Source organism: Cohnella sp. (assembly GCF_041641335.1).
In the GTDB taxonomy this organism is placed as follows: Bacteria; Bacillota; Bacilli; order Paenibacillales; family Paenibacillaceae; genus Cohnella.
Genome location: NZ_JBEPYQ010000014.1, coordinates 22530 through 46388, shown reverse-complemented (window position 1 = coordinate 46388; position 23859 = coordinate 22530). Strand labels below are relative to the sequence as shown.

The 23859-nt window shown below is 60.6% G+C and carries 20 protein-coding genes; 1 reads left to right on the top strand and 19 read right to left on the bottom strand.

The window, feature by feature from the left end:
• Positions 1-2 precede the first annotated feature (2 nt).
• The 18 genes from murB to ACESLM_RS06440 form a co-directional block, all read right to left on the bottom strand.
• Complete coding sequence (murB, locus tag ACESLM_RS06525; RefSeq protein ID WP_372630764.1) at positions 3-908, bottom strand: UDP-N-acetylmuramate dehydrogenase; 906 nt, start codon at positions 906-908, stop codon at positions 3-5.
• A gap of 151 nt (positions 909-1059) precedes the next feature.
• Entirely contained in the window at positions 1060-2169 is a 1110-nt protein-coding gene (gene murG, locus ACESLM_RS06520) for an undecaprenyldiphospho-muramoylpentapeptide beta-N-acetylglucosaminyltransferase (protein ID WP_372630763.1), read from the bottom strand.
• A gap of 5 nt (positions 2170-2174) precedes the next feature.
• Complete coding sequence (spoVE, locus tag ACESLM_RS06515; protein WP_372630762.1) at positions 2175-3272, bottom strand: stage V sporulation protein E; 1098 nt, start codon at positions 3270-3272, stop codon at positions 2175-2177.
• Between the two features lie 45 nt (positions 3273-3317).
• Positions 3318-4766 carry a UDP-N-acetylmuramoyl-L-alanine--D-glutamate ligase gene (murD, locus tag ACESLM_RS06510; protein ID WP_372630761.1) on the bottom strand — a complete coding sequence of 483 codons (1449 nt, stop codon included), beginning with the start codon at positions 4764-4766 and terminating at the stop codon, positions 3318-3320.
• A gap of 16 nt (positions 4767-4782) precedes the next feature.
• A complete protein-coding gene (gene mraY / locus ACESLM_RS06505) occupies positions 4783-5745 on the bottom strand; it encodes a phospho-N-acetylmuramoyl-pentapeptide-transferase (protein WP_094041616.1) in 963 nt (320 codons plus the stop codon).
• A 4-nt stretch (positions 5746-5749) separates the two neighbouring features.
• Positions 5750-7159 (bottom strand): UDP-N-acetylmuramoyl-tripeptide--D-alanyl-D-alanine ligase, encoded by a 1410-nt coding sequence (locus tag ACESLM_RS06500; RefSeq protein WP_372630795.1) that lies wholly within the window; start codon positions 7157-7159, stop codon positions 5750-5752.
• Positions 7159-8646 carry a UDP-N-acetylmuramoyl-L-alanyl-D-glutamate--2,6-diaminopimelate ligase gene (locus ACESLM_RS06495; protein WP_372630760.1) on the bottom strand — a complete coding sequence of 496 codons (1488 nt, stop codon included), beginning with the start codon at positions 8644-8646 and terminating at the stop codon, positions 7159-7161. Before ACESLM_RS06495 ends, ACESLM_RS06500 begins: the two co-directional genes overlap by 1 nt.
• Before the next feature lie 106 nt (positions 8647-8752).
• The gene (locus tag ACESLM_RS06490) at positions 8753-10678 is read right to left on the bottom strand and encodes a stage V sporulation protein D (RefSeq protein WP_372630759.1); all 1926 of its coding nucleotides are present in this window, start codon (positions 10676-10678) and stop codon (positions 8753-8755) included.
• Between the two features lie 87 nt (positions 10679-10765).
• Positions 10766-13075, bottom strand: a complete 2310-nt coding sequence (locus ACESLM_RS06485; RefSeq protein ID WP_372630758.1) for a penicillin-binding transpeptidase domain-containing protein — start codon at positions 13073-13075, stop codon at positions 10766-10768.
• Between the two features lie 22 nt (positions 13076-13097).
• Positions 13098-13511 (bottom strand): cell division protein FtsL, encoded by a 414-nt coding sequence (gene ftsL2, locus ACESLM_RS06480; protein ID WP_372630757.1) that lies wholly within the window; start codon positions 13509-13511, stop codon positions 13098-13100.
• 53 nt (positions 13512-13564) lie between these two features.
• Positions 13565-14521, bottom strand: coding sequence for a 16S rRNA (cytosine(1402)-N(4))-methyltransferase RsmH (gene rsmH / locus ACESLM_RS06475; protein WP_372630756.1), 957 nt, complete (start codon positions 14519-14521; stop codon positions 13565-13567).
• 98 nt (positions 14522-14619) lie between these two features.
• Positions 14620-15057, bottom strand: a complete 438-nt coding sequence (gene mraZ, locus ACESLM_RS06470) for a division/cell wall cluster transcriptional repressor MraZ (protein WP_094041622.1) — start codon at positions 15055-15057, stop codon at positions 14620-14622.
• A gap of 129 nt (positions 15058-15186) precedes the next feature.
• Positions 15187-16362 (bottom strand): DUF4349 domain-containing protein, encoded by a 1176-nt coding sequence (locus ACESLM_RS06465; protein ID WP_372630755.1) that lies wholly within the window; start codon positions 16360-16362, stop codon positions 15187-15189.
• 179 nt (positions 16363-16541) lie between these two features.
• Positions 16542-17804, bottom strand: a complete 1263-nt coding sequence (locus ACESLM_RS06460) for an adenosylhomocysteinase (protein WP_372630754.1) — start codon at positions 17802-17804, stop codon at positions 16542-16544.
• 24 nt (positions 17805-17828) lie between these two features.
• Positions 17829-19475, bottom strand: coding sequence for a bacillithiol biosynthesis cysteine-adding enzyme BshC (gene bshC, locus ACESLM_RS06455; RefSeq protein WP_372630753.1), 1647 nt, complete (start codon positions 19473-19475; stop codon positions 17829-17831).
• A 170-nt stretch (positions 19476-19645) separates the two neighbouring features.
• Positions 19646-20041, bottom strand: a complete 396-nt coding sequence (locus ACESLM_RS06450; protein WP_372630752.1) for a DUF3397 domain-containing protein — start codon at positions 20039-20041, stop codon at positions 19646-19648.
• A gap of 20 nt (positions 20042-20061) precedes the next feature.
• On the bottom strand, positions 20062-20979 hold the full coding sequence (locus ACESLM_RS06445; RefSeq protein WP_372630751.1) for a ketopantoate reductase family protein: 918 nt from the start codon (positions 20977-20979) through the stop codon (positions 20062-20064).
• Between the two features lie 98 nt (positions 20980-21077).
• Positions 21078-21719 carry an RsfA family transcriptional regulator gene (locus tag ACESLM_RS06440; RefSeq protein ID WP_094041628.1) on the bottom strand — a complete coding sequence of 214 codons (642 nt, stop codon included), beginning with the start codon at positions 21717-21719 and terminating at the stop codon, positions 21078-21080.
• Positions 21720-22027: 308 nt separating this feature from the next.
• Here ACESLM_RS06440 and ACESLM_RS06435 point away from each other — a divergent pair, with 308 nt between their 5' ends.
• A complete protein-coding gene (locus tag ACESLM_RS06435; protein WP_094041629.1) occupies positions 22028-22264 on the top strand; it encodes a DUF2626 family protein in 237 nt (78 codons plus the stop codon).
• A gap of 372 nt (positions 22265-22636) precedes the next feature.
• Here ACESLM_RS06435 and ACESLM_RS06430 read toward each other — a convergent pair whose 3' ends face one another.
• Positions 22637-23827, bottom strand: coding sequence for a class I SAM-dependent methyltransferase (locus ACESLM_RS06430; protein WP_372630750.1), 1191 nt, complete (start codon positions 23825-23827; stop codon positions 22637-22639).
• Positions 23828-23859 lie beyond the last annotated feature (32 nt).

Genomic DNA, 23859 nt, shown 5'->3' with positions numbered 1-23859 from the left:
GGTTACCGCTCACCCATCATGCGAACCTCTGTCACGAGCGTTATTCCGTAGGTTTGTTCGACGATCTGCTGCACTTTTCCGATGAGGGTGAGGACGTCCTCGGCCTTAGCGCCTCCGTGGTTAACGATAAAGTTGGCGTGCACTTGGGACACTTCCGCGGCTCCTTGACGAAGCCCCTTCAGCCCGGCCGCCTCGATTAGCCTTGCGGCGTGATCGTTCGGCGGATTGCGAAAAACGCTGCCCGCGCTTGCCATCTGCAGCGGCTGGGTGCGGCGCCGGCGATCCTTGTACGTCGCCATGGCCGCCGCGATCTCCTTGCGGTCTCCGCTCGCCAAACGGAACTCCGCCCGGGTGATAACGCCCCGGCGTTCCTGCAGAACGGAATGGCGGTAGGAGAACTTCATCTCCGCGTTCCCGAGTACTTCCCTGCTTCCGTCTTCCCACACGATGCTGGCCGACTGTAAGATGCGTGAAATGTCCGACCCGTGGGCTCCGGCGTTCATATAGACGGCGCCGCCTACCGACCCTGGAATGCCTCCCGCGTATTCCAGTCCGGTAAGCCCTTCTTTGCCGGCCATGACCGACAGCTTGATGAACGAATACGATGCGCCCGCGGTAACCGTCTCGCCATCGAATCGCACCTCGTCGAAGCCGTCTCCCAGCTTGATGACCGCCCCTCGGACTCCCTTGTCGGATACCAGCGTATTGGACCCGCGTCCCAGCACGGTCCACGGAACTTCGCGGGCCGCGCACAGACGCAGGGCTGCTTCGAGCTCTTCGTCGCTCGCGGGAACGATCAACACGTCCGCGGGACCGCCGATTTTCCAGGTCGTATGCGAGGATAACGGCTCATTCATCCGAAGCTGGCCGATTCCCGCCCGCTCCAGCTCGGCAACCAATTGCTGCATGGTCAATCCTCCTTCCAAGTCCTTCGGGGCTCGCGTCGCCGCCGCGGCCCTCGCCTGCCGATCAGACATTCACGATCACGCTGTATCTTATGACGGCTGGGCGGGGGTGGTGACAAACGCCCAATTGCCTGCCCGCCGAAGGACGTTTCTTTTATCTTTTGCGCTGCAATCTCGCGATTTGTTCGTAAATGATAGACGCCGATTCCGGCATGCCGAGACTCCGGGACGCCGAAGCCATCGCCTGTCGGCGCGCCTGGTCGCCCAGAATGCCGGAGATGCCCGCGATCAGCGTCTCCCCGCTCAGCTCACTCTCCAGAATCATGTCCGCCGCTCCGGCGTTCATCAAGCTTCGGGCGTTCGCTTCCTGGTGATTGTTCGTCACGTTGGGCGACGGAACGAGCAGCGAAGGCAGCCCGAGCGAAGTAACCTCCGCAAGGAAGGAAGCTCCGGCGCGGCCAACGTAAAGCGACGCCGCGGCCAACACTTCGGGCATGTTCGCGATGTACGGCAGCACTTTGACGCGGCCCGCGGCCGCATGCGAACTGCCGGCTACGGCACTCTCCGTCTCCTTGTAAAACCTCTCGCCGGTCACGAACACGAAGCGCACGTCCGGCAGCTTCCCGATGAGCGGAAGCATGCGGACGAACGCTTCGTTCAGCGCCCGCGCCCCGCCGCTGCCGCCGACGATAAGCGCGAACGGCGTGCCCGGGGCTAAGCCCAGCGAAGCGAAGCCGGCGCGGCCGTCCGCCTTCAGCACGCGCGTCGCGCACGGGTTGCCCGCGTAGACGACGTCCGGGCACTTGGCGAATTGCTTCTCCGATTCCTTAAAGCTGACCGCGACGCCGTCGACGTAGCGGCTCAGAAATTTGTTCGTCAGCCCCGGCAGCACGTTCTGCTCGTGGATAAGCGTCGGGATGCCGAGCCTGGACGCGGCGTAGACGACCGGGCCGCAGACGTAGCCGCCCGTGCCGATAACGACGTCCGGTTTGAACTTCCTCAGCAGCTCCTTCGAGCGGGTTACGCCTTTCAGAAACCGCATAACGGTTTTTACGTTCTCCAGCGACAGCGAGCGCCGAAATCCGGTGATCGTTATATTTTCGAACGCGATGCCCTGCTCCGGCACGATTCGGCCTTCCAATCCGCGGCTCGTGCCGATGTACAGCAGCGACGTGCCCGGATGTCTCTCCGATATTTCGCGGCCGATGGCCAGCGCGGGGTAGATATGCCCCCCGGTACCTCCTCCGGTCAACACGACACGCATTGTATTCACCTCGAATAACGGGATAAATTAAGCAAAATTCCGAGCGCCGTCAACAGCAGCGTCAGCGAAGAGCCTCCGTAGCTGACGAGCGGCAGCGTGACCCCGGTAATCGGGAGCAGGCCGATGACGACGCCGATGTTGATGAGCACCTGCACGGCGAAAATGCCGACGATGCCCGTCGCCAGCAGGCTGCCGAACGGATCGGTCAGCGTGATGGCCGTTCTCATGCCCCGCCAGATGAGCAGCAGGAACAATAAAATAAGCAGGGAGCCGCCGATGAAGCCGAGCTCCTCGGCCAAAATGGAAAAAATAAAGTCCGTCTGCGGCTCGGGCAAATAGTTGTATTTCTGGCGGCTCATTCCGAGCCCGAGTCCGACCAGGCCACCCGGTCCGATCGCGTACAGCGACTGGATCGACTGGTAGCCGGCGCCTTGCGGATCCTGCCACGGATCGAGGAAAGCGGTAATTCGCTGCAGCCGGTAAGGAGCCGCCAGGATCAGCCCCACCAGGCCGGCCACGCCGATCATGGCGAGCCCCGCCAGATGGGACAATCTCGCTCCGGCGACGTAGATCGCCAGCAGCGCGGCGCCGATCATGACGGTGCCCGTTCCGAGATCGGGCTGAAGCATAATGAGCGCGAACGCCGCCCCCAGAATGCCGAGGGGCGGCAGCAGCCCTTTGGTGAAATCGGTAATCTGATTTTGCCGCTCGGACAGCAGCTTGGCGATAAACAGAATCATCGCCAGCTTCATGAACTCGGACGGCTGGATGCCGAACGAGCCGATGCCCAGCCAGCTTCGCGCGCCCCCGCGCACGACGCCGACTCCCGGCACGAGCACGATGACGAGCAGCCCGAAGCAGATCAGCAGCGCGGGCACCGCCCACTTGCGCCAGAACGTATACTCCACGTTCATCGTTACGAACATGGAGGCGATTCCCAGCACAGCGAAGAGCAACTGCCTTTTTACGTAATAATACGAATCCCCATAGTCATGAAAAGCCGCTACGGCGCTGGCGCTGTACACCATGACGACGCCGATGGCCAGTATGCCTAGCGTTGCGGCGATCATCCATACATCTGGAACGGAGCGGGATTTGGCCATGAATCGGACACCTCACGTAAAGCAAGAGTGGAGACAAGCCCCCTCTTACAACGTATGCGCCGATTGCTTAAAAATGCGGCCTCGAACCTCATAGGACGGGAACATGTCCCAGCTCGCGCATGCCGGTGACAGGAGCACGATGTCTCCCGGCCCGGCCATGGCGGCGGCTTCCTGTACGGCTCTTCGGAGCGTCAGCTCGGCGTCCTCTACAGGTTCGACGATTTTCACGTCCGTTAAACCGGCCAGACCCGCGACGCGCGCAAGCTTCTCCCTCGTCTCGCCAAGAGCCGCCAATCCTTTCACCCGGTCGCGGAAAATCGGCAGCAGCTCCATATAGTCGGAGCCGCGGTCCAGCCCTCCGGCGATCAGAATGAGCGGCGACGGCAGCGACAGAATCGACATCGTCGTCGCCATCGGGTTCGTCGCCTTCGAATCGTTATAGAACTTCACGCCGCCGAACGAGCCGACGTACTCGAGCCGGTGCTCGACGCCTCGGAACGCGCGCAGAGGCTCCGCGAGCCGCTCCGGGTCGGCCCCGGCCGCCAGCGCGATGGCGATCGCCGCCAGCGCGTTCGCCGCGTTGTGGCGGCCCGGAATGCCGAGCTCGTCGACCCGCAGAATGCGCCGCTCCGTGCCGCCGCCGTCCCGGCTGACGATCCAGCGCTCGGCTTCATCGTCGGCGGCGTCGGAATCGTCATCCGACGGACGAACGGCCGAGTACGGCGGATCGATCATGACGCCGGCCTCCAACGTTCTCGTGACCGAGAACGGGAAGGCGCGGCCCTTGAACGATGCCGAGAGCCGACGGCAAGTTTCGTCATCCTCGTTGTAGACGGCGACGTCTTCCGCGGTCTGGTTCTCGAACAGTTTCGCCTTCGAGCCGACATAATCCTCCATAGAGCCGTGATAATCGAGATGCGTCTCGGCCACGTTCAGCAGGCAGGCGATGCGCGGACGGAAATCCGCCGTTCCTTTCAGCTGGAAGCTGCTCAGCTCGGCCACGAGCCAACCGTCCGGCTCCACCTCCAACGCCGCTTCGCTGAGCGGCCGCCCGATATTGCCGGCGACGAGAGGCTTTAGGCCCGCCTCTTCGAGCAGCACGCCGGTCAGCGTCGTTGTCGTCGTCTTGCCGTTGGATCCGGTAATGCCGACGATCGGCGCCGGGGAAAGCTGCCCCGCCACCTCTACCTCGCTCACCACCTCGACTCCGAGCCTGAGCGCTTCGACGATCGGAGGCGCGGAGTACGGGATTCCCGGATTTTTGACAAGCAGCGCCGTTTTCTCGGTCACCAGCCCGTCCGGATGATGCCCGCACACAACAGAAATGCCCAAAGCCGCCAGTTCGTCGGCTTCGGGGCATTGGTCCCGCTCCTTCTTGTCGTTGACGACGACGTCCGCGCCGGCGTCGTGGAACAGTTTGGCGGCGGCCACGCCGCTTCTTGCCAGACCGAGGACGACGACGTGCCGTCCGCGGTAATTAGTCAGCTGCATCATTCGCGTTAAAACTCCTTTAGGTCGCTTTGAACAACAGCAGTCCGGCGCCGGCCAGCAGCAGCCCGACGAACCAGAAGGTCGTCACGACGCGCCATTCGGACCAACCCGACAGCTCGAAATGGTGATGGATCGGGCTCATTTTGAACACCCGTTTGCCGCGCGTCTTGAACGAGGCGACCTGGATGATGACGGATAGCATCTCGAGCACGAACACGCCTCCGATGACGACGAGCAGCAGCTCGGTTTTCGTCAATATCGCGACCGCGGCGATGCCTCCGCCCAAGCCGAGCGATCCCGTGTCTCCCATGAAAATTTTGGCGGGATGCGCGTTATAGACGAGGAAGCCGAGCACCGCGCCGACGACGGCCGCGCTGAACACCGCCGAATGAGGCTGGGTCGCCTCCACGGCGACGACGGCGAACGCGCCGAATGCCAGGGCGCTTGTCCCGGCCAGCAGGCCGTCGAGCCCGTCGGTGAAATTGACGGCGTTGGTCGCCCCGAGGAACATGACGACTACCAATAAATAGTATACCCAACCAAGATCCAGCGACCAATCCGTCCCGGGAACGCCGACGACGGTGCTGTGACCCATATCGATCAAAATCCAACAGAAAATGGCGGAAAACACGAGCTGGCCGAACAGCTTCTGCTTGGCGGTCAAGCCGAGCGAACGCTTAAACGCGATTTTGATATAATCGTCCAGAAAGCCGATCAGGCCGAAACCCAGACATCCGACGATCAGCGCCCAATATTGCGGTCCGCGGTCGGCGAACCGGAGGAACGCGATCGTAAGCGCGACGAGAATGATGATGCCGCCCATCGTCGGCGTTCCTGATTTCTTCAGGTGGGACTCGGGTCCGTCGGTGCGGACCTGCTGTCCGAATTTCAATCTGCGCAGAAGCGGGATGAACAGGGGACCGATCAACACCGCCAAAACGAAGGATACGCCTAACGTCCACAATACCGATGTGTAGTCCATTCCGTCACTCCGCGCCCCCCCTCTGCAGAGTCGTTACGATTTGCTCCATCTTCATGCCCCTCGATGCTTTGACGAGCACCAGATCGTCCGGCGCAAGCTCGGCCAGCAGAAGCTCGGCCAATGCCTTCTTGTCGTCGAAATGGCGTACGTCATCTTCTCCGTATGTCTTTCTCGCTTCTTCATAAGCCGCCTCGGACAGCGGCCCGTACAGCAGCACGCGATCGGCCTTCGAGCGGTCCACATACCGCCCGATGCCTCCGTGCAGCTCCAGCTCGCCGTCGCCCAGCTCCAGCATGTCGCCGAGCACGACCCATTTGCGGCGGTAGCCGGTCAGCTCCGCCACCAGATCAATGGCCGCCCGGACCGACGTCGGGCTGGCGTTGTAGGCGTCGTTCAGAATCGCCGCCCCATTCCAGGCCACGCTCCGCTCGATCCGCATGCCGGTCAGCTTCGCCTGCTTCAGGCCGGCGCCGATGACGTCCGGCGACAGGCCGAGCGCCCTGCCCACCGCGACGGCCGCCAGCGCGTTCACGGCGTTGTGGCGCCCCGGCACCGGCAGCTCGAACGCTGCCTCCGCGTCGCCCGCTGCCGTGAACCGCGTGCCTTCGGCGGTGACGCGTACGTAGCGCGCGACCCAATCGTTGCCCGCGTTCTCGCCGAACGTAACCAGCTTCGTCCCCGCCGCAAGCGGGTTCTCGCCCAACGCTTCGGCGATCAGCGGCTCGTCGCCGCAATAGACAAGCGTGCCGCCCGGCTTCAGCCCTTCGGCGATTTCCAGCTTCGCCTTGGCGATGTTGCGCCGCGAGCCTAGCTGCAGCAGATGGGACTCGCCGATGTTCGTAATGACCGCGATATCCGGGCGGGCCAGCCGGGACAGCAGGGAGATTTCCCCGAAGCCGCTCATCCCCATCTCCAGCACGAGCGCCTCTGTCTCCTCCGGCGCGCTCAGGATCGTCAGCGGCAAACCGATATGATTATTGTAATTGCCCTCGGTTTTATGTACAAGAAACGATGTCTCCAGCACGGACGAAATCAGATCCTTGGTCGTCGTCTTGCCGTTGCTGCCGGTGATCCCCACCACCTTGGCGGCGGTCAATCGCTCGCTCAGGTAAGCCGCGGCCAGACGCTGCAGCCCCTCCAGCGTGTCCGCCACGAGAATAAGCGGAAGGTCCAAGCCTTCCGGCCGCGGAACCGAAGCGTCCCACAACGCTGCCGCCGCGCCCGCGTCCTTCGCCGCCCGGATATATTCGTGTCCGTCGAACCGTTCTCCCCTTAGCGGAACGAACAGCTGCCCCGGACGAATATGGCGCGTGTCGGTCGATACGCCGGACAGGCGCAGCTCTCCGCCCGCGGCCTCCCCGCCGCCGACTTGCGCGCCGATCCAATCGGCCGTTTCCCGAACCGTTGCCTGCATCACCGCATTCGACTCCTTATCGCTTCTTTCGCCACAAGGCGATCGTCGAAATCGTGCGTTTCCCGTCCGATGATCTGATAGGTCTCATGGCCTTTCCCCGCAATCAATACTACATCGCCGGGGCTTGCCCGATCAACCGCTTTTTCGATTGCCGCGCGCCGATTGGGCTCCAACTCGTAACGATCGGCCGATACGCCGGCCTCCGTCAGCCCCGCTTCGATGTCTTTCAGAATGCGCTCCGGGTCTTCCGTGCGCGGATTGTCGCTCGTCACGATGATGTCGTCGGCCAGCTCCGCCGCGATCCGCCCCATGATCGGACGCTTCTTCGCGTCGCGATCGCCGCCGCAGCCGAACACGCAGATGACTTTGCCGGAGGCCAGCTCCTTCACCGTGTTCAGCACGTTCTCCAGCCCGTCCGGCGTATGCGCGTAATCGACGATGACGGCGTACGCCTGCCCGGCGTCGACCGGCTCCACCCGTCCGGGAACGCCGGGGATCTGCTCGAGGCTGCGAACGGCCTCGTCAAGACCTATGCCCTCGCACAGCACCGCTCCCAGCGCGGCCAGCGCGTTGTATACGTTAAACTTGCCGACGAGCTTCAGGTTCACCTGCCGGTCGCCGAAGGGCGATTCGAGCCGGAAAGACGTGCCCGATGCCGTAATCGCGACATCGGAAGCGCGCAAGACGGCTTCGTTCGCGATGCCGTACGTCAGCACCTCGGCGGAGGTCAGCTTGGCGAACCGGGCCGAAGCCTCGTCGTCGACGTTCAGCACCGCGTACTTGCGCTCCCGCGGATCGTCCGAATACGAGTTGCCGAGCCGCGAGAAAAACAAGCCCTTGGCCGCTTCGTAAGCTTCCATCGTACCGTGGTAATCGAGATGGTCCTGCGTTAGGTTCGTGAAGATCGCCGTCCGGAAATCACAGCCCTTCACGCGGCCCTGATGCAGCGCGTGCGAGGACACTTCCATGACGCAGCGCTGCGTGCCCGCTCCGGCCATGCCGTGCAAAATCGTCTGCAGCTCCAGCACGTCCGGCGTCGTCCCCGACATCGGGAAGCTTTGCCCGGCATAGCGGGTTTCGATCGTGCCGATAACGCCGGCGGAGACGCCCGCGTCCGCCCAGATGCGTTCGATCAGGTAGGTCGTCGTCGTCTTGCCGTTCGTGCCCGTCACGCCGATCGGCTTCAGCTTATGCGAAGGCCTGCCGTAGAAATAATCGGCGATCAGCGCCAGCGCTTGCCGCGTGTCCGGCACGACGAGCTGCGGAGCGGAGACCGGAAGCTCGCGCGATACGACGAGCGCCGCCGCTCCCTGGGCCAGCGCCTGCTCCGCGTAATCGTGTCCGTCCACCGTATGGCCGGGCAGACAGAAGAACAGGCAGCCCTGCCGGGCTTTGCGGGAATCGGCCTCCAGGCTCCGAACGTCGACGGCAGCGTCTCCGACGACCCGGGCTAGCAGCAATTGTTGAGAGAGTTCGAGAAGTTTCATCGTATAAAGGCCTCCTGACGACCTGATATGGCGCATCTGTTTTCAGAAACAACGTACAATCATTATGGTCCAACGTACGGCCTTCATTCAAGAGGATGAGCAAAGTTTAATCCGCAGCGCCGAGATAGATGCGGATGACCGAGCCCTGCTCGACCCTCGCTCCGGCTGCCGGAGCTTGGCGCACGACCGTCGATCCGCTGCCCGAAGCCGACAGCTGGAAGTTCGAATTCATATCTTCATAGATGTCGGACACCGTCTTGCCGACGAGATTCGGCACGGTGACGGTGCGCGGCTCGCCGTACTTGTATTCTTTCTCCACTTGGGTGCTGCGCGGCTGTACGCCGAGATACGGGAGCGCGTCGGCCATAATGTTGCGGACGATCGGCGCGGCGACGACGCCGCCGAACTGAATGCCCTGCGGGTTGTCGACGGCGACGTAGACGATGAGCTGCGGATCGTCGGCGGGAGCGAAGCCGATGAACGAGACGATGTGCTCGTTCTTCGAATAGCGCCCGTTCACGACCTTCTGCGCCGTTCCCGTCTTGCCGCCGACGCGGTAGCCGTTCAGGAACGCTTTCGCTCCCGTCCCTTGCGCGACGACTTTCTCCAGCGCGTCCCGCACCTTCTTCGACGTCTCCTCCGAGATCACCTGCCGGACGAGCTGCGGCTCGGTCTCCTCGAGCAGAATGCCGGTCTCCGGCTGAATCCACGACTTGGAGACGAACGGCTTGAACAGCTTGCCGCCGTTGATCGCAGCCGACACCGCCGTAATCTGCTGGATCGGCGTCACCGATACGCCTTGGCCGAACGAAGTCGTCGCCAGCTCGACCGGGCCGACCTGCTTCGGCTTGAACAGAATCCCGTTTTCTTCCCCCTGCAAGTCGATTCCCGTCTTTTTGCCGAAGCCGAAATTGTGAATGTACGAGAACAGCATATCTTTGCCGAGACGGTTGCCCAGCGTCACGAAGCCGGGGTTGCAGGAGTTCTCGACGACTTCGAGGAACGTCTGGCTGCCGTGGCCGCCGGGCTTCCAGCACCTCAGCTTTGCGCCGGCCACTTCGATATAGCCGGGATCGTAGAAGCGCTCGTGCTCCAGGTCGACCTTCTTCTCCTCGAGGGCGGCGGCGAGCGTAATGATCTTGAAGGTGGAGCCGGGCTCATAAGTCATCCAGATCGGCAAATTGCGATTATACACCTCGGAGGACACTTCCTGGTATTTGTCCGGTTCGAACGTCGGACGGCTGCCCATCGCGTAGATCTCCCCCGTATTCGGGTTCATCGCGATGGCGATGACGCCGTCCGGCTGATACTGCAGCACCGCCTGGTCCAGCTCGCGCTCGACGACCGACTGGATCGTCTGATCGATCGTCAGCTGCAGCGTCAGCCCGTCCTGCGGCGGCACGTACTGGTCGGAAGACTGCGGCATCTTCCGGCCCGCGGCGTCCGACAAGTAGGAGACGCTGCCTCTCAGCCCGGTCAGCCGCTGGTCGTATCTCAACTCCAGCCCCGTCAGCCCTTGGTTGTAGCTGCCCGTAAACCCGAGCACGTGCGAAGCCATATTGCCATAAGGGTAATAACGCTTGTTGTCTTCCGTCACCATGATGCCGGGCAGACCGAGATTGCGTATTTCCTGCGCCTTCTCCGTCGTGATTTTCCGCCCTCCCGGCTTCAACTCGACGCTCGAGGCCCGTGTGGACAACTTCTTGAACAGCTGATCCTCGGACATGCCCAGATGCCCGGCCAATTGCTTGGCGGTTCCCCGCTTGTCCTTGATCTGCACCGGTACGGCATAGATCGTCGGGGAGCTGACGTTATAGGCAAGGCGAATGCCGTTGCGGTCCACGATCTCGCCGCGCTTCGCCTCGAACGGGATGTTCCGCCTCCAGGAATCCTCGGCCCTTTTCGTAATGTCGTCTCCGGCCCACAATTGCACGTAACCGAGCCTGATCACGAGCGCTCCAAAGGCGAACACGGCGAACACAAGCGCGATATACAGCCGTTTGCGAACCGTCACCTGCGATATTTTTTTCATGAGAAAACCCCCTTACCCGGGAACGTCTGCAAGGCTTTCGCCTTGTTCCAGACTATTCCGCGGACAAGAGGGTTAGAACAAGCCCCGTCAGTCGATGCCGGCATCCTGCGAAGATCCGTCGTCCGTCTCCTCGCCCACTTCCGCATCGTCGTCCGCATCCGGCGGAGCGGCTTGTCCTTGCGGGGCGAGCGTCAGGCTGAGCGTCCAACGGTCGCCCTCCTTGACCGCCTTCTGCGAGACGACGTAGCCCTCTCCTTCGACCTTGGCGGTCACCTGAAGCAGCGAACACATTTCCAGCGCATCGCGCAGCGACAGGCCGGCCAAGTCCGGAACGTTGCCGGGCTTCGTATCGGTCAGCAAGTAAATGCGCTGGGACGCCGGCATCACGCTGCCGCCCTTCGGCAGCTGCTGCAGCACCTTGCTCCCCTTGCCGAGCACGCCGTACGGGAACTTGCTCTGTCCCAGCCGATCGCGCGCCTGGGCGACCGTCATTCCCGCCACGTCCGGCACGGTCGCCGTCAGCACCGCTTGCTTGCCTCCGGCTTCCAACGCGGAGACGTCGGCGGTCTCCCGCTCCTGCTCGTCCAGCTTGGGCTCGATCCCGAGCTTGTGCAGCGACTTGATCATGATCTCTTTGAAAATCGGACCCGCGACCGCGCCGCCGCCGGCGTTGTCGATCTGCGGCTCGTCGACGACGACGTACAGTACGACCTTCGGATTCTCGACCGGCGCATAACCGATAAACGATACGACGTATTTATTTTTGGCGTAGCCGCCGGCTTGACCTCTCGATACTTTCTGCGCCGTACCCGTCTTGCCGGCGATCCGGTAGCCCGGCGTATAGACGATCCGCCCCGTCCCGTCCTTCAAGTCGCTGACAACCGTCTCCAGGTACTCCCCGACTTGGCGCGACGTCTCCGGAGAGATAACTTGACGCACGAGCTTGGGTTCCGTGACGACTTTCTCGCCCGTGTTCGGATCGCTGATCGACTTCACCAGACGCGGCTGCAGCAATTTGCCGCCGTTGGCGACCGCCGCGACCGCGGCCACCTGCTGAATCGGCGTGACCAATACTTTGCCTTGGCCGAAGGTTGCCGTTGCGACCTCGGAAGGCCAGTCGAGACTAAACGACTTCGAGACTTCGTTCGGCAGCTCGATGCCCGTCTTCTGTCCGAAGCCGAAGTTGTTAATATACTGAACTAACCTTTCCTTACCCAGCATCTGATAGCCCAGCTTGACAAACGCTACGTTACTGGAGTGCTTCAGCCCTTCCAAGTACGTGATCATTCCGTTCTCGCCCCAGCCGATCCCGTTGTTGTGGTCTTTGATCGGCTTGTCCTTCTCGCTGTACTTGATCGAACCGGACTTGTAGTAGGCGTTCGGATCGAACAGACCTTCCTCCACCGCTCCCGCCAGCGTTACGATCTTGAACGTCGAGCCGGGCTCGTACAGCGACTGGATCGCATTGTTGCGGAAAGCGGACAGATCCTGAGCCTTCTCCCAATACGTGTTCGGATTGAAATCGGGCAAGCTTGCCATGCCGAGAATTTCCATCGTGCTCGGATCGGCGGCGATGGCCGTAATGCTGATCGGTTTGTACCTCTCGTAACCGGCCCGCAGCGCTTCCTCGATATAGAACTGGATGTCCTCGTCGATCGTCAGCGTTACATTCTTGCCGTCAAGCGCCTGCTTGTACTCCACTTTCCCGTTCGGCAGCTGCATTCTCGCGCCGTCTTTCTGGTACTTGATATAGCCTTCCGAACCTCTCAGCTCTTCGTTGAGCTGCTTCTCCAGCCCGAGGATGGCCACGCCTTCCTTGTCTTCGTAACCCAGAATATGCGATGCCAGCGAGTCCTTCGGATAGTAGCGCTTCTTTTCTTCTAGAAAATAAAGGCCGACGTCCGTCTTGATGCCGGTTATTTTGCGCAACTCTTCGCGGAACGCTTCCAGCCTGTCCTTGACCTTCTTGTCGACCTTCCATCCGTCCGGCCGAATCTCGCGCTGATCGCGGTAATCCCCGTTGTCCTTCTTGGATGCGATCATCTTGCGCAGATCTTCCTCGGACGTGCCTAGCACGTTGTGCAGCTTGGACACGATGCGGTCCGCCATCTTCCATTCGGGATGCTCCTGCTCGAACTTGGCGATCAGCTTCGGATTGACCGCGATCGTGTACGCGGCGGCGTCGGCGGCCAGCACCTTGCCGTCGCGGTCCAGAATCATGCCGCGCTCCTGCCGGATCGTCTCGCTCGCGTTCCATACCTTCAGCGCCTCTTCCATCCAGTAATCGGCTTTGACCACCTGGACCCAATAGACCCGGAAGACCAAACCGACAAAAAGGAGGGTGAAGATCCCTCCCGCCAGCAGCGTTCTCAATTTGATTCTTTTCGTCATTGCCATGCTCTTGTCCTCCGCAAACCGCTTAAGGCTTTATCGCACCCCCGCTCCGATCGTTCTTGGAAGCTTCTATGCTCTCTCCCGTCACGGGAACGTAGCCCAGCTCCACAGCCTTCTTCCGGATCGCTCCCGGATCGCTCAATCGCTCTATTTCTCTCTGAAGCTCCTTCGTCTGTTCCGCCGTCAGGTTGTACGCTTTATTCGTCGTTTGCAGCTCGCCGTTGATCTGATAGATTTGCGCGTAGCGGAAAATAATCAATCCCGCTACGAAGGCGACCGCCGCTACGGTGAACAGGTAGATCAGCTTCTCCCCGATCGGCAGATGCCGGCGCCGGGGAGACCTTGACGGAGGAGTCTGGTGACGCGGACTTTGACTTGGCTTAACCTTCTGTTCTTCTACGCGCTCCGGACGAAGCGCCAAGTTACCGTAGTATGCCATGCAGTGTTGGTGCCCCTCTCAGAATAAAATAAACTTGCATATACACAGCCCGGTTATCCGAGCTTTTCGGCTATTCTCAGCTTGGAGGAACGGGCTCTCGGATTGGCTTCGAGCTCTTCCTCCGACGGCAGGATCGGCTTGCGCGGCGTCAGTCTGAGCCGCCCGTCGCCGCCTCCGCAGACGCACACCGGAAAATCCGGCGGACAGCTGCAGCTGGCGACTTCCTTCGCGAACGACGTCTTGCAGATGCGGTCCTCCAAGGAATGGAAGGTGATGACCGCGATCCGGCCTCCGGGGGCCAGGCAATCGATCGATTGCGCAAGCGCCTCTTCGAAGGCGCCCAGTTCGTCGTTGACCGCGATGCGCAGCGCCTGGAAGGAGCGCTTCGCCGGGTGCGGCCCCGTTCGTCGGGTCGCCGCCGGAATCGAGTTCTTGACGATTTCCGCCAGCTGCCCCGTCGTCTCGATCGGCGTCTTCTCCCGGATCTTCGCGATGTTGGCCGCGATCTTGCGGGCGAACTTCTCTTCGCCATAATCCCGGAGGATGTCGGCGATCTCGCGTTCGCTCCACTCGTTCACGATCTCCCTGGCCGTGAGCGGCTGCTCCCGGTCCATCCGCATGTCCAGCTCCGCGTCGTGGTTGTAGCTGAAGCCGCGGTCGGCTTCGTCGAGCTGCGGACTGGAGACGCCGAGGTCGAATAAAATGCCGTCGACCTGCGGCACGCCGTCCCGTTCGGGAACTCCGACGCGCCCCAGCTCCGTCTTCAGGCGCCGGAAGTTGCTCTTCACCAACGTTACGATATCGCCGTAAGGGGCCAGCTTGTCCCGCGCGTTCGCGAGCGCGGCTTCGTCCTGATCGAACGCGATCAGCCGGCCCTGCGGGCCAAGCTGCGACGCGATCAGCGCGCTATGCCCGGCGCCGCCGAGCGTGCAGTCGACGTAAATGCCGTCCTGCCGCACGTTTAAGGCCTTCACGGATTCTTCTTTCAATACGGTAACATGGTGAAACATAGTCGCTGCCTCCCGGCGCCCTGCAAGGGAACCGTCTTTCTGTTTGTTTATGTATGTTTAAGGGTGTTGTCAACGGAGCTACAGGTGTTCTACACGGATCAAAAATTAAAGTCAAAATCGACCAGCTTCTCGGCGATCTCGTTGAACGATTCGGCGGATTGACGCGAGTATTCTTCCCACGTCGCCTTGTCCCAAATCTCGACGCGGCTGGAGACGCCGATCACGGTGCATTCCTTGTCCAGCTTGGCGTATTCGCGCAGGTGGTTCGGTACGTTTACCCTGCCCTGTTTGTCCCATTCGCATTCCGACGCGCCGGAGAACAGCAGACGGGAGAACGCCCTGGCGTTCGCCGCCATGGACGGCAGGGTCTTGATCTTCTGCTCAAGCTGGGCCCATTCTTCGCGGGGATAGACGAACAGACAGTTGTCCAGTCCGCGGGTAATGATGAAGTCGGTGCCGAGAGCTTCGCGGAATTTCGCCGGGATGATGATTCTTCCCTTGTCGTCGATCGTATGCTGAAATTCCCCTAAAAACATAAGCTCTCCACACCTCCCCCATTCTCCACCACTTTTCACCACTTTGAACCACTTATGATGAATTATTCGCGGCGTAAAATAAAAATCCTGCCCCGAAGGCAGGATTTTAATAAAAATTATTTTACGGGATTAACGACTCTCGTCCGGCGAGTTCGAATCTTTCTTTTCCTCCGGCGCCCCTTCCGGGACGTCCTCCGAGACTTCTTCGGAGTATTCTCTCGAATTCCCTTTCTCTCCGTCCGGCTCGCCCGACTCCCCGCGCTCCAGTCGTTCGCGGTTCCATTGCTTGCGCTTCTCCTCGGAAGCTTGGCGTCTTGCCGCGCCTCTTTTGCGGACGATGTAATAGGTTGGAATCCCGAGCGCCCCGAGGACGATCAGCACCGGAAGCATGGCCGCCAGCACGACGAGCAGCCCTTCGCCGAACTGCCGAAGCACGTTCGCGCTGCCGAGCAGCGCGTCAGAGATGCGATCGCCGAAGCTCTTCCCTTCCTTCTCTTCTTCCTTCTTGGGCTCCTCGATCCCGGACGCCTGGTACAACCTCAGATTCACCGTCGAGAAGGCAACGTTCTGATCGAGATAGCGCATGCGCCCCTTGATCTGCTCTATCGTCCCCTGCACCTGCGCCAGCTCGTTCGCGAACCGAACCAGCTCGTCGGTCTTCGTCGCCTTGTTCATGAAGTCGAGATACCGGGCTTCGAGCGTCGTCTGCGTCTTCAGCCGGGCTTCGAGATCGACGAATTCCTCGGTGACGTCGCTGCCCTGCACCTCGCGTTCGAACTTCAGGTTCTCGATCTTCTGCAGCTTCTCCAGAAACGAAGAGAAACCGTCGGAAGGAACCTTGATCACGTAGGTCGCCCCGACCTCGTTCGCGTTGCGGCTGTCGGAAAATTGCAGCACGTAAGCTCCGCTGAGATGAATCTGATCGAACAGCTGCTCCTGCGCGATTTGGAACTTCTCTACCTTCATGACCAGATCCGCGCGATAGATGACTTTGCGCCCGTAACCCGCGTTCGCGTCGGCGATCGGCCCGATGCCGCCGACCGCGGAAGACGTCGTCCCCCCGGCCTGCGAAGCCGACGTCGTCTGTAGGGACGCGGAAGCCGCGGGCGCGGCTGCTTCGGACATCTGCAACGCTTCCATCTCGGCCGGCGCCGCAGCTTGATCCGCCATGGACATCGCCGACTTGTTCGCCGAAGATTCGTCGCTCGACGAGCCGCTGCACCCCGCCAGTCCCGCCGCCAGCAGCAACGCGGCCATCGCCGGCAGCAGGCTTCTGCCCCATGCCCCGATTCGTTTGCCCTTCATCGAAATCTCCCCTTTTCGTATGTGGATGATCTAGATGGATAGACGTGAGCGAAAAGGAAAATGTTGCCGAGCAATAAAAAAGAAACAGGACCGCCCCGCAACTGCTGCGGAACGGCCCCGAAAGCCTGTATTATGCGCGTTCAAAAGTCCGGTTTACGGCACTTTTTGCACTACCTCTATCAGTGGGCGGTCCAGCTGTCCAGGTAAGCTTTCTGCTCCTCAGACAGCGTATCGATGCCGATGCCGAGCGACTCGAGCTTCGTGCGGGCGACCCGTTCGTCCAGTTCGTACGGTACGTTGATCACCTGGCTGCCGATTTTCTCGTAGTTCTCGTTCACGTAACGCAGCGCCATCGCTTGCAGCGCGAACGTCATATCCATGATCTCGGCCGGATGTCCGTCGCCCGCGGCCAGATTGACCAGACGGCCTTCGGCCAGCACGTAGATCCTGCGTCCGTCCTTCAACTCGTATTCTTCGATGTTGCGGCGCACGACACGCTTGGACGCCGACAGCTCGGCGAGTTCCACCAAGTTGACCTCCACGTCGAAGTGGCCCGCGTTGGACAAGATCGCGCCGTCCTTCATGTTCGCGATATGCTCGCCGCGAATGACGTCCTTGTTGCCGGTCACGGTGACGAAGAAATCGCCGACCTTGGCCGCGTCCGCCATCGACAGAACCGCAAAGCCGTCCATATAGGCTTCGACCGCGCGAATCGCGTCCACTTCGGTGACGACGACGTTCGCGCCGAGCCCTTTGGCCCGCATGGCCACGCCTTTGCCGCACCAGCCGTACCCGTTGACGACGACCGTCTTGCCGGCGACGACCAGATTGGTCGTCCGGTTGATGCCGTCCCAGACCGATTGTCCCGTTCCGTAACGGTTATCGAACAAATATTTGCAGTAAGCGTCGTTGACCGCGACCATCGGGAACTTGAGCGAGCCTTCCTTATCCATCGCCTTCAGGCGCAGGATGCCGGTCGTCGTCTCCTCCGCTCCGCCGCGCACCTGCGCAAGCAGGTCCTGGCGCTCCGAGTGAAGAATCGACACGAGATCGCCGCCGTCGTCGATAATGAGATCCGGCTTCGTCTCCAGCGTCTTGACCATCAGATCCTTATATTCCTGAGGATCGGGATTGTATTTCGCGTATACCGCGATGCCGTCCTCGACGAGCGCCGCGCACACGTCGTCCTGCGTCGACAGCGGGTTGCTGCCGGTGATGACGACTTCCGCGCCTCCGGCTTGCACGACTTTGGCGAGATAGGCCGTCTTCGCTTCGAGGTGAAGGGAAATCGCGACGCGCAGTCCTTTGAACGGCTGATCGCGTTCGAACTCCTCGCGAATCCGGTTCAATACCGGCATGTGGGCCTGCACCCAGTCAATCTTAAGCTTGCCTTCCGGCGCGAGCGAAGGATCGCGTACGATGCTTTTCAAGGCGGTTTTCATCTGCCAAATTCCTCCATCGTTCTATTAGTTAAACTTCTGCCAACCGCCCACGAGCCGATGGCCTCCGACCGCTTCGAACGGAACGTCGTGCCATAAGGTAAGCCAGCCCGGACCGTAACGGTTCCAGAAATGAACCGTCCCGTATACCCTCTCCTGCGGCTTGGCGAGAGGAGAGAGCGACTGCCTGATCCTGTCCCACTGCCTGAGCGACGATTCGTGCCGCTTGGCGATGGCGTCGGCGGAGCGCGATTCCAGATAGGCAATCTGCTCCAGGATGCGGTCCCGATTGCCGGACGCGAGCTGGGCCAAGCCCGGCTGCAGCCCGGATACCGTCTTCATGACCGGCTCGTATAACGCTTGAAACTGCTCCTTGACTTGGCGGAACTGCTCTTCCAGGTTCCACTCGTCCTGCTTGCCGAGCCATTCGCCCCGCAGCGTCTCCCAATCTTCGATCGCCTGCCGGACGGTAAGCGAATATTTGTCCAGCAAGCTCGCCACCGCCGGTTCGATATACGTATACGATTGGCGAGGCAGCACGATCGGTATCTCCATGCCGAACTCCCGGAAAGCCGGGCCGAGAATGGCCCAATATGCGATCTCCGCCGGGCCCAGCACGGTCGCCAGCACGGGCAGCAAATAGTCCTGCATAAGCGGACGGGTAAGCGCGTTCGTGCTCAGCAGATCGGGACGATGGGTCGTCAGATCCAGCATCTCCACGCGGGAGTGAGAGACGACTCCCCTCCGGTCGACGAACCGTCCGTCGTCTTTGTGAAGCAGCAGCCTTCCCTGTTCATGATGAAGAAATAAGTTCGCGCTGCCCGGGGCGGTCTCCGCCTGCAGCCGGAAGCCCTGCGAGAGCACCCGCGCTTCGCCGTCCTTCAGCGACGCCTCGAGCTCGTCGCTGCGCAAGATCAGCTCGCGGAACATCGGCCCTTCCAGAGCCCGGAGATTCGGATCGTCGGCATCCAGCAGCAGCAGCCCCTGCTTCCCGAACCAGTCCGCCAGCAGCCGCGCGAACGCCAGACTGAGCGACGGCGCGTCCGCAACGTGGCTTTGCAGCCGGTCCAGCACCTGGGGCTTGAACTCCGTATCCGGCAATTGGGCGGCAAGCTCCTGAAGCGCGGAGGACCACTGCTCCGCCGACAAGGGCGTCCTGCTGACCGCCAGCCGAGGTCCGTCCGGACGTTCGATTCGCACGCGCCGCACTTCGCCTCCGGGCGACTGTACGTTCACATGGTTCGCCTCTTCGAAATCGTGATCCTCGCCGGCGATCCAGAAGACGGGCACGACCGGCCTGGACAGTCTGCGCTCCGCTTCCCGCGCCGCCTGAATGACGGACAGCGCCTTGTAATAAATGAGGAGCGCTCCCCCGAACAGGCCGGCTTGCTGCCCGCCGACGACGACAAGAGCGCCTTCGCGCTCCAGCTTCTCCAGCGATATTTCCGTCTCTGCGCTGGACGGAAGCTTCCGGTGATACGCTCTGACCGCTTCGGCCACGCGGCGAAGATCGGCTCTTCCGCCCGCCGTTTCGTCCAGATAGGCCGCCCTGTTTTCCCAAGCGCGCCCTTCCGCCGGATGACTTCCGAACAACTCCCGAACTTGCGAATCTTCTAATCTATAACGCTCCGCCAATGAAGAACGATTGGAATCAGTATAAGGTGTAATATTCAACGGGAAATGTCCCCCGATCTGTCGTTGTGCTGTCAAAATCGATTGTACACAACCGCAGTCGGATCGTCAAAAAGATTTGCAACGCCGGAGGCGGAATTCGCGCTGCACAGACTATGTATACACCTTCGGCGCCTTTCGCGTTCGGGCTCCAGCGCCCCGTCTTCATTGGCCTAGTCCGGTTTAACCGGAATGATGATCGCAAGAAACATCAGAAAGATATACAGGACGGAAAGGCCGAAAAAGCTCAGCCTCCAGATGGCGCGCACCAGCTTCTTCGGATCGACCTTGCCTCTGACCCGGTTTTGCGCGTTGCCGATCAGGCCGCCGCCGATCAGCATGACGAGAAGAAGGAAGAACGGTCCGAAGCTCGTGCCCAACCGTTCGTTGAGCAAGTGGGCCACGACCCCGAACAAAAAAACGGTCGTAATGTCCATCGACAGCTGGATCGCGTTTTTCTTGTCGTTGCCTCTGACCGTCATGATGACGTAAACGAGAATAAAAGGAATAACGGGCACCGTAGCTAAAAAGGCGTATGCTTGAACGAGTGCGTTCCAGATCGAGCTCATGCGTCACCTCTTATCCGTTGTTAATGTATCGCTTTTACGAGAGCGGTCACCGCGCGATTCCACGGCGCGTCCAGCCCTTGCTTCGCCGCCATGCGCGCGATCGCTCCGTTGATCGAATCGATCTCGGTCGCCCTGCCCGCTTCGACGTCCTGAAGCATGGAAGACCGATTGCCGGCCGTCGCCTCGCAAACTCGCAAAACCGCTTGCCACAAATCGGATTCTCCATCGAGTCCGTGCGGACCGAGCACTTCGAACGTTTCCCGGAACAAAGCCTTGGCCAGCGCCAGCCTTTCGGGAGATTCCGCAATCCCGCCGTTCGGGATGCGCAAGATCGCCGTAATCGGATTGATGACCGCGTTGATCAGAAGCTTGCGCATCGTTTCTTTATCCAACTGTTTCGACAGAAATACGGAAAATCCTGCCTGCGTCAACATTCGTTCGACAGCAATCAGCCGTTCGGGCCGGCTTAGCCCGTCGTCTCCCAGCCGGATGTCGCCGGCTCCCGTATGCCTCACGCGGTTCGCTTCAGTCCTCAGCGCGCCTTCGGTCGTCACCGCGACAACGATCTCCCTGCCGGGCAGCGCTTCCCGCAACGCTTCGATATGTCCGACGCCGTTCTGGAACGGAACGACCGTTCCGCCGGGAGGCACGAGCTCGGCGAGGCGCTTCAGCAGCCGCTCCGTCAGCGCCGGCTGTTTGACAGCCAGCAGGACGATTCCGGCGGCAGGCGCGGCGTCCTCCCATGCGCAAGCGACAGCAGGCAGGCGCACGGCGGATTCGCCGCCCCTCTCTTCCACAATCAGACCGTCTTCGTTCAGCCTCGCCGCCTGCTCCCGCGTTCTCGTCCACACGACGCACTTCAGCCCCGCCGCGCACAGCTTTCCCGCCAGCAGCAGCCCCAGCGAACCGCCGCCCAGCACGACCGTTTTTTCGTCCATCGCTCTCTTCATCCCCATTCGTCCCGCGCTTCCCGTTCTCTTAAAGATACCAAAGCAAAACCCGCAGGGATAGCCCCGCGGGTTCGATCGCTCGTTGCCTATTCGATTCGTTCCAGATTGCCGTTGGCGTCCATCTTGAACTTCGCCCGTTCCTCTTCGGCTTCTTCCGTCAGGAATGCCAGCTTGCGCGCCCGGTCCATAATGCGGATCAGCGCCTTGTAATCGTCGTTGACGACCTGATAGTCCGTCTGCACTTCGTTGACTTCCTTGGACAGCCGTTCGTTCGTCTCGCTCAGCTCGGAGATTCTTTCTTCCTTATCCTTGAGTTCCTTCTCCAGCTGGCGAATCTGCTTGCTCATCTCTTGAACGGTATTCTTCCATTGGCGCAAATAGCGAATGATCGATTCAAGCGATAACGATTCTGCCGACAGCAGCTCTTGCTTACCGCTTTCACCTTCTTCTACGACCAGCCGCTCAGTTCCCGAAATAGAAATTCCCTGCTTTTTGAGATAATTCCGTTTCTGGCGCTGTTGCTTGGCTAGTCCGATCGCTTCGCTGTATCTTTTGCGCACGCAGCTATTCCAACGGAACCCGCACGCCGCGGAAGTCCGGGCGATTCGCTGCCCCACTTCTTCGAAAGCGGATAGCTGCGTGCTGCCCTCGCGAATATGGCGCAGCGTAACCTCCGCCAGGATCAGGTCGTCATCCGGACTCCATGCGTCTTGTCTTGCAGCCGTCATGTTGCCCTTCCCTCCTTAAACTTCGCATATATTTTGCTGCTTTCTTCATTTCTATGCCCGTAGTAGAATTCATAGAATCTATCGGATACTCCTATTTATGTCCACTTTTCCTGTCACTATACCTTTCGAAAAAGCAAAACGGTCCGATTTCGAAGCCGCGCATAACCCGGGCGGAACGGGGGAACGTTAAGGGAACGTTGAAAAAGTTTGCCGATTCGTCACGACTTGTTGGGTTTACACGCCTATGCGGAGCCGTTATAATATGCTTTAGAAATCGTCTTTGCGCGTATGAGAGGGGTATTGACACGATGGCACGAATGTTTAGGGTCCTTGGTTTCTGGACGCTGGCAATTGCCCTGATGGCGTTTGCGGGAGACATGTACGAGTTCGCCTTGCTGTTCTTCATCCAAACGGCCGTCTTCTTTTTGGTCGGTTACTTGAACTTTACCGAGCGGACGTACCTTCTTGTATTCTGGGGCTATATGGTTTTGGCCTTTCTCGGGTTTACGTACTGGTCCATCTTCGAGATGGGAATTCCCGTGTAACCCGCGGAACCGGATACATACGAAACATGAAGAAATGGCGATGCGAGGGGATCCCCCCCTGCATCGCCATTTTTTTACTTGTCCGATTCGTCTCCGACAAAGGGGCTGGCCATAAGTCAAGGCAACAAAAATGATCGATAACAAGTTGGGGAATATATCTCCTGTAGAGCGAAGCGCCTGCCTCATACGGTCATGAAATTACCGAATAACGGGTTAATCCATCAAATTTCATGACCGTGCTTCGGGGTCCCCGGAAAGTAATCGGAATAAGCTGCGAAGCTTCTCGTCACTTTCTGGGGTGCATTGTAGCGGAAGGAGATATATTCCCCATGTTCATAAATCGATCATTCTATGTTGTTGCCCTCTAGTGACTTATGGGACAGCCCCTTTTGCTTGGATCGCGAATACCTGCACCTTGAACAGCTCGCTCATGCCGTCCGACAGCAGCAGCTGACGGATCGCCCGGTTGCGTCGCGCGACGGGGTGGAACGGATCGGAATGGCCGTGCGCCGTCAATCGCTCCATTATGCCCGCCTCTATCAGAAACCGCTTCTGCGAGCCGTACCAAATTTCTTCGGCTCCTAGCCGCTCGACGCTGCGCCGGATGTGGCTGAAGTTCACGTGCGCGGTCATATCCTGCTGTCCGGGCCAGGTGTACGGGTCGTTATGCGCCCTATGTTCCTTGTAGCAGAGCAGCGTCCCGTCCATTCGGTGCGGTCCGGTCAGCTCCGCGGTTTCGTCGCCGTAATCGACGAAGACGAGCAGAGCTCGCTCGAACCGGGTCGCCACGGTCGCGGCCCAATCGGCTCCGTCGAGATTCGCCTCGACGGTCTGCCCTTCGCGCAGCCGGATGCCTTCCTCGCGCAGCCATTCCGTCAGCCGCGGGTCGGTCGGTTCCATCAAACAAGGAACGAACCTCCCGCCCGCCGCGCAAGCGACTCCCCATTCGCGCAGCGCGCCGTCCTTCTTGACGAGCCGATGGACGGGGAAGGCGTCGAGCAGCTCGTTCGCCACGACGATGACCGGTCTGCCGGACGGAACGAGCTCCTCCCACCCTCGTTCGTCCGTCACCCTGGCTCGCCCCGCACGAATATAAGCCTCCAACTCCCGCTCCGCCTCGTGCCGGTGCGACGGATTCCCTTCGACTACAGTGACGGAGAACGAGAGCATTCCCGCTTCTCCCGAACCGCCTTCCTCCGAAGACGTCCATGCATCAAGCATTTGCCGGCTCAGCCGCCCCGTGCCGCCTCCCCAGTCGAGCACCTCGACCTCCCCGCCGCCGAAACCGGCGAGCGCGGCGTTGCGCAGCCAGCGCGCCAGGCTTTCGCCCATCGCGTCCCCGACATAGGCGCTCGTATAGAAATCGCCCTCCCTTCCGACTTTGGGAGCGCCGGAACGATAATAGCCAAAATCGGGATGATAGAGGCAAAGCGACATATAATGGTGAAAGGGGATGGCGGACAACTCAGCGCCGTCCGCCGCGATTCCCCGCAGTCCTCCCGCTTCGATGCCGCCGACGATCGCAGCATGCAGGGAAGGATGCCGACTTTGGGCGATATCCATTCTATCCGCACCTTTTCCAAGAGTTGTCGAAA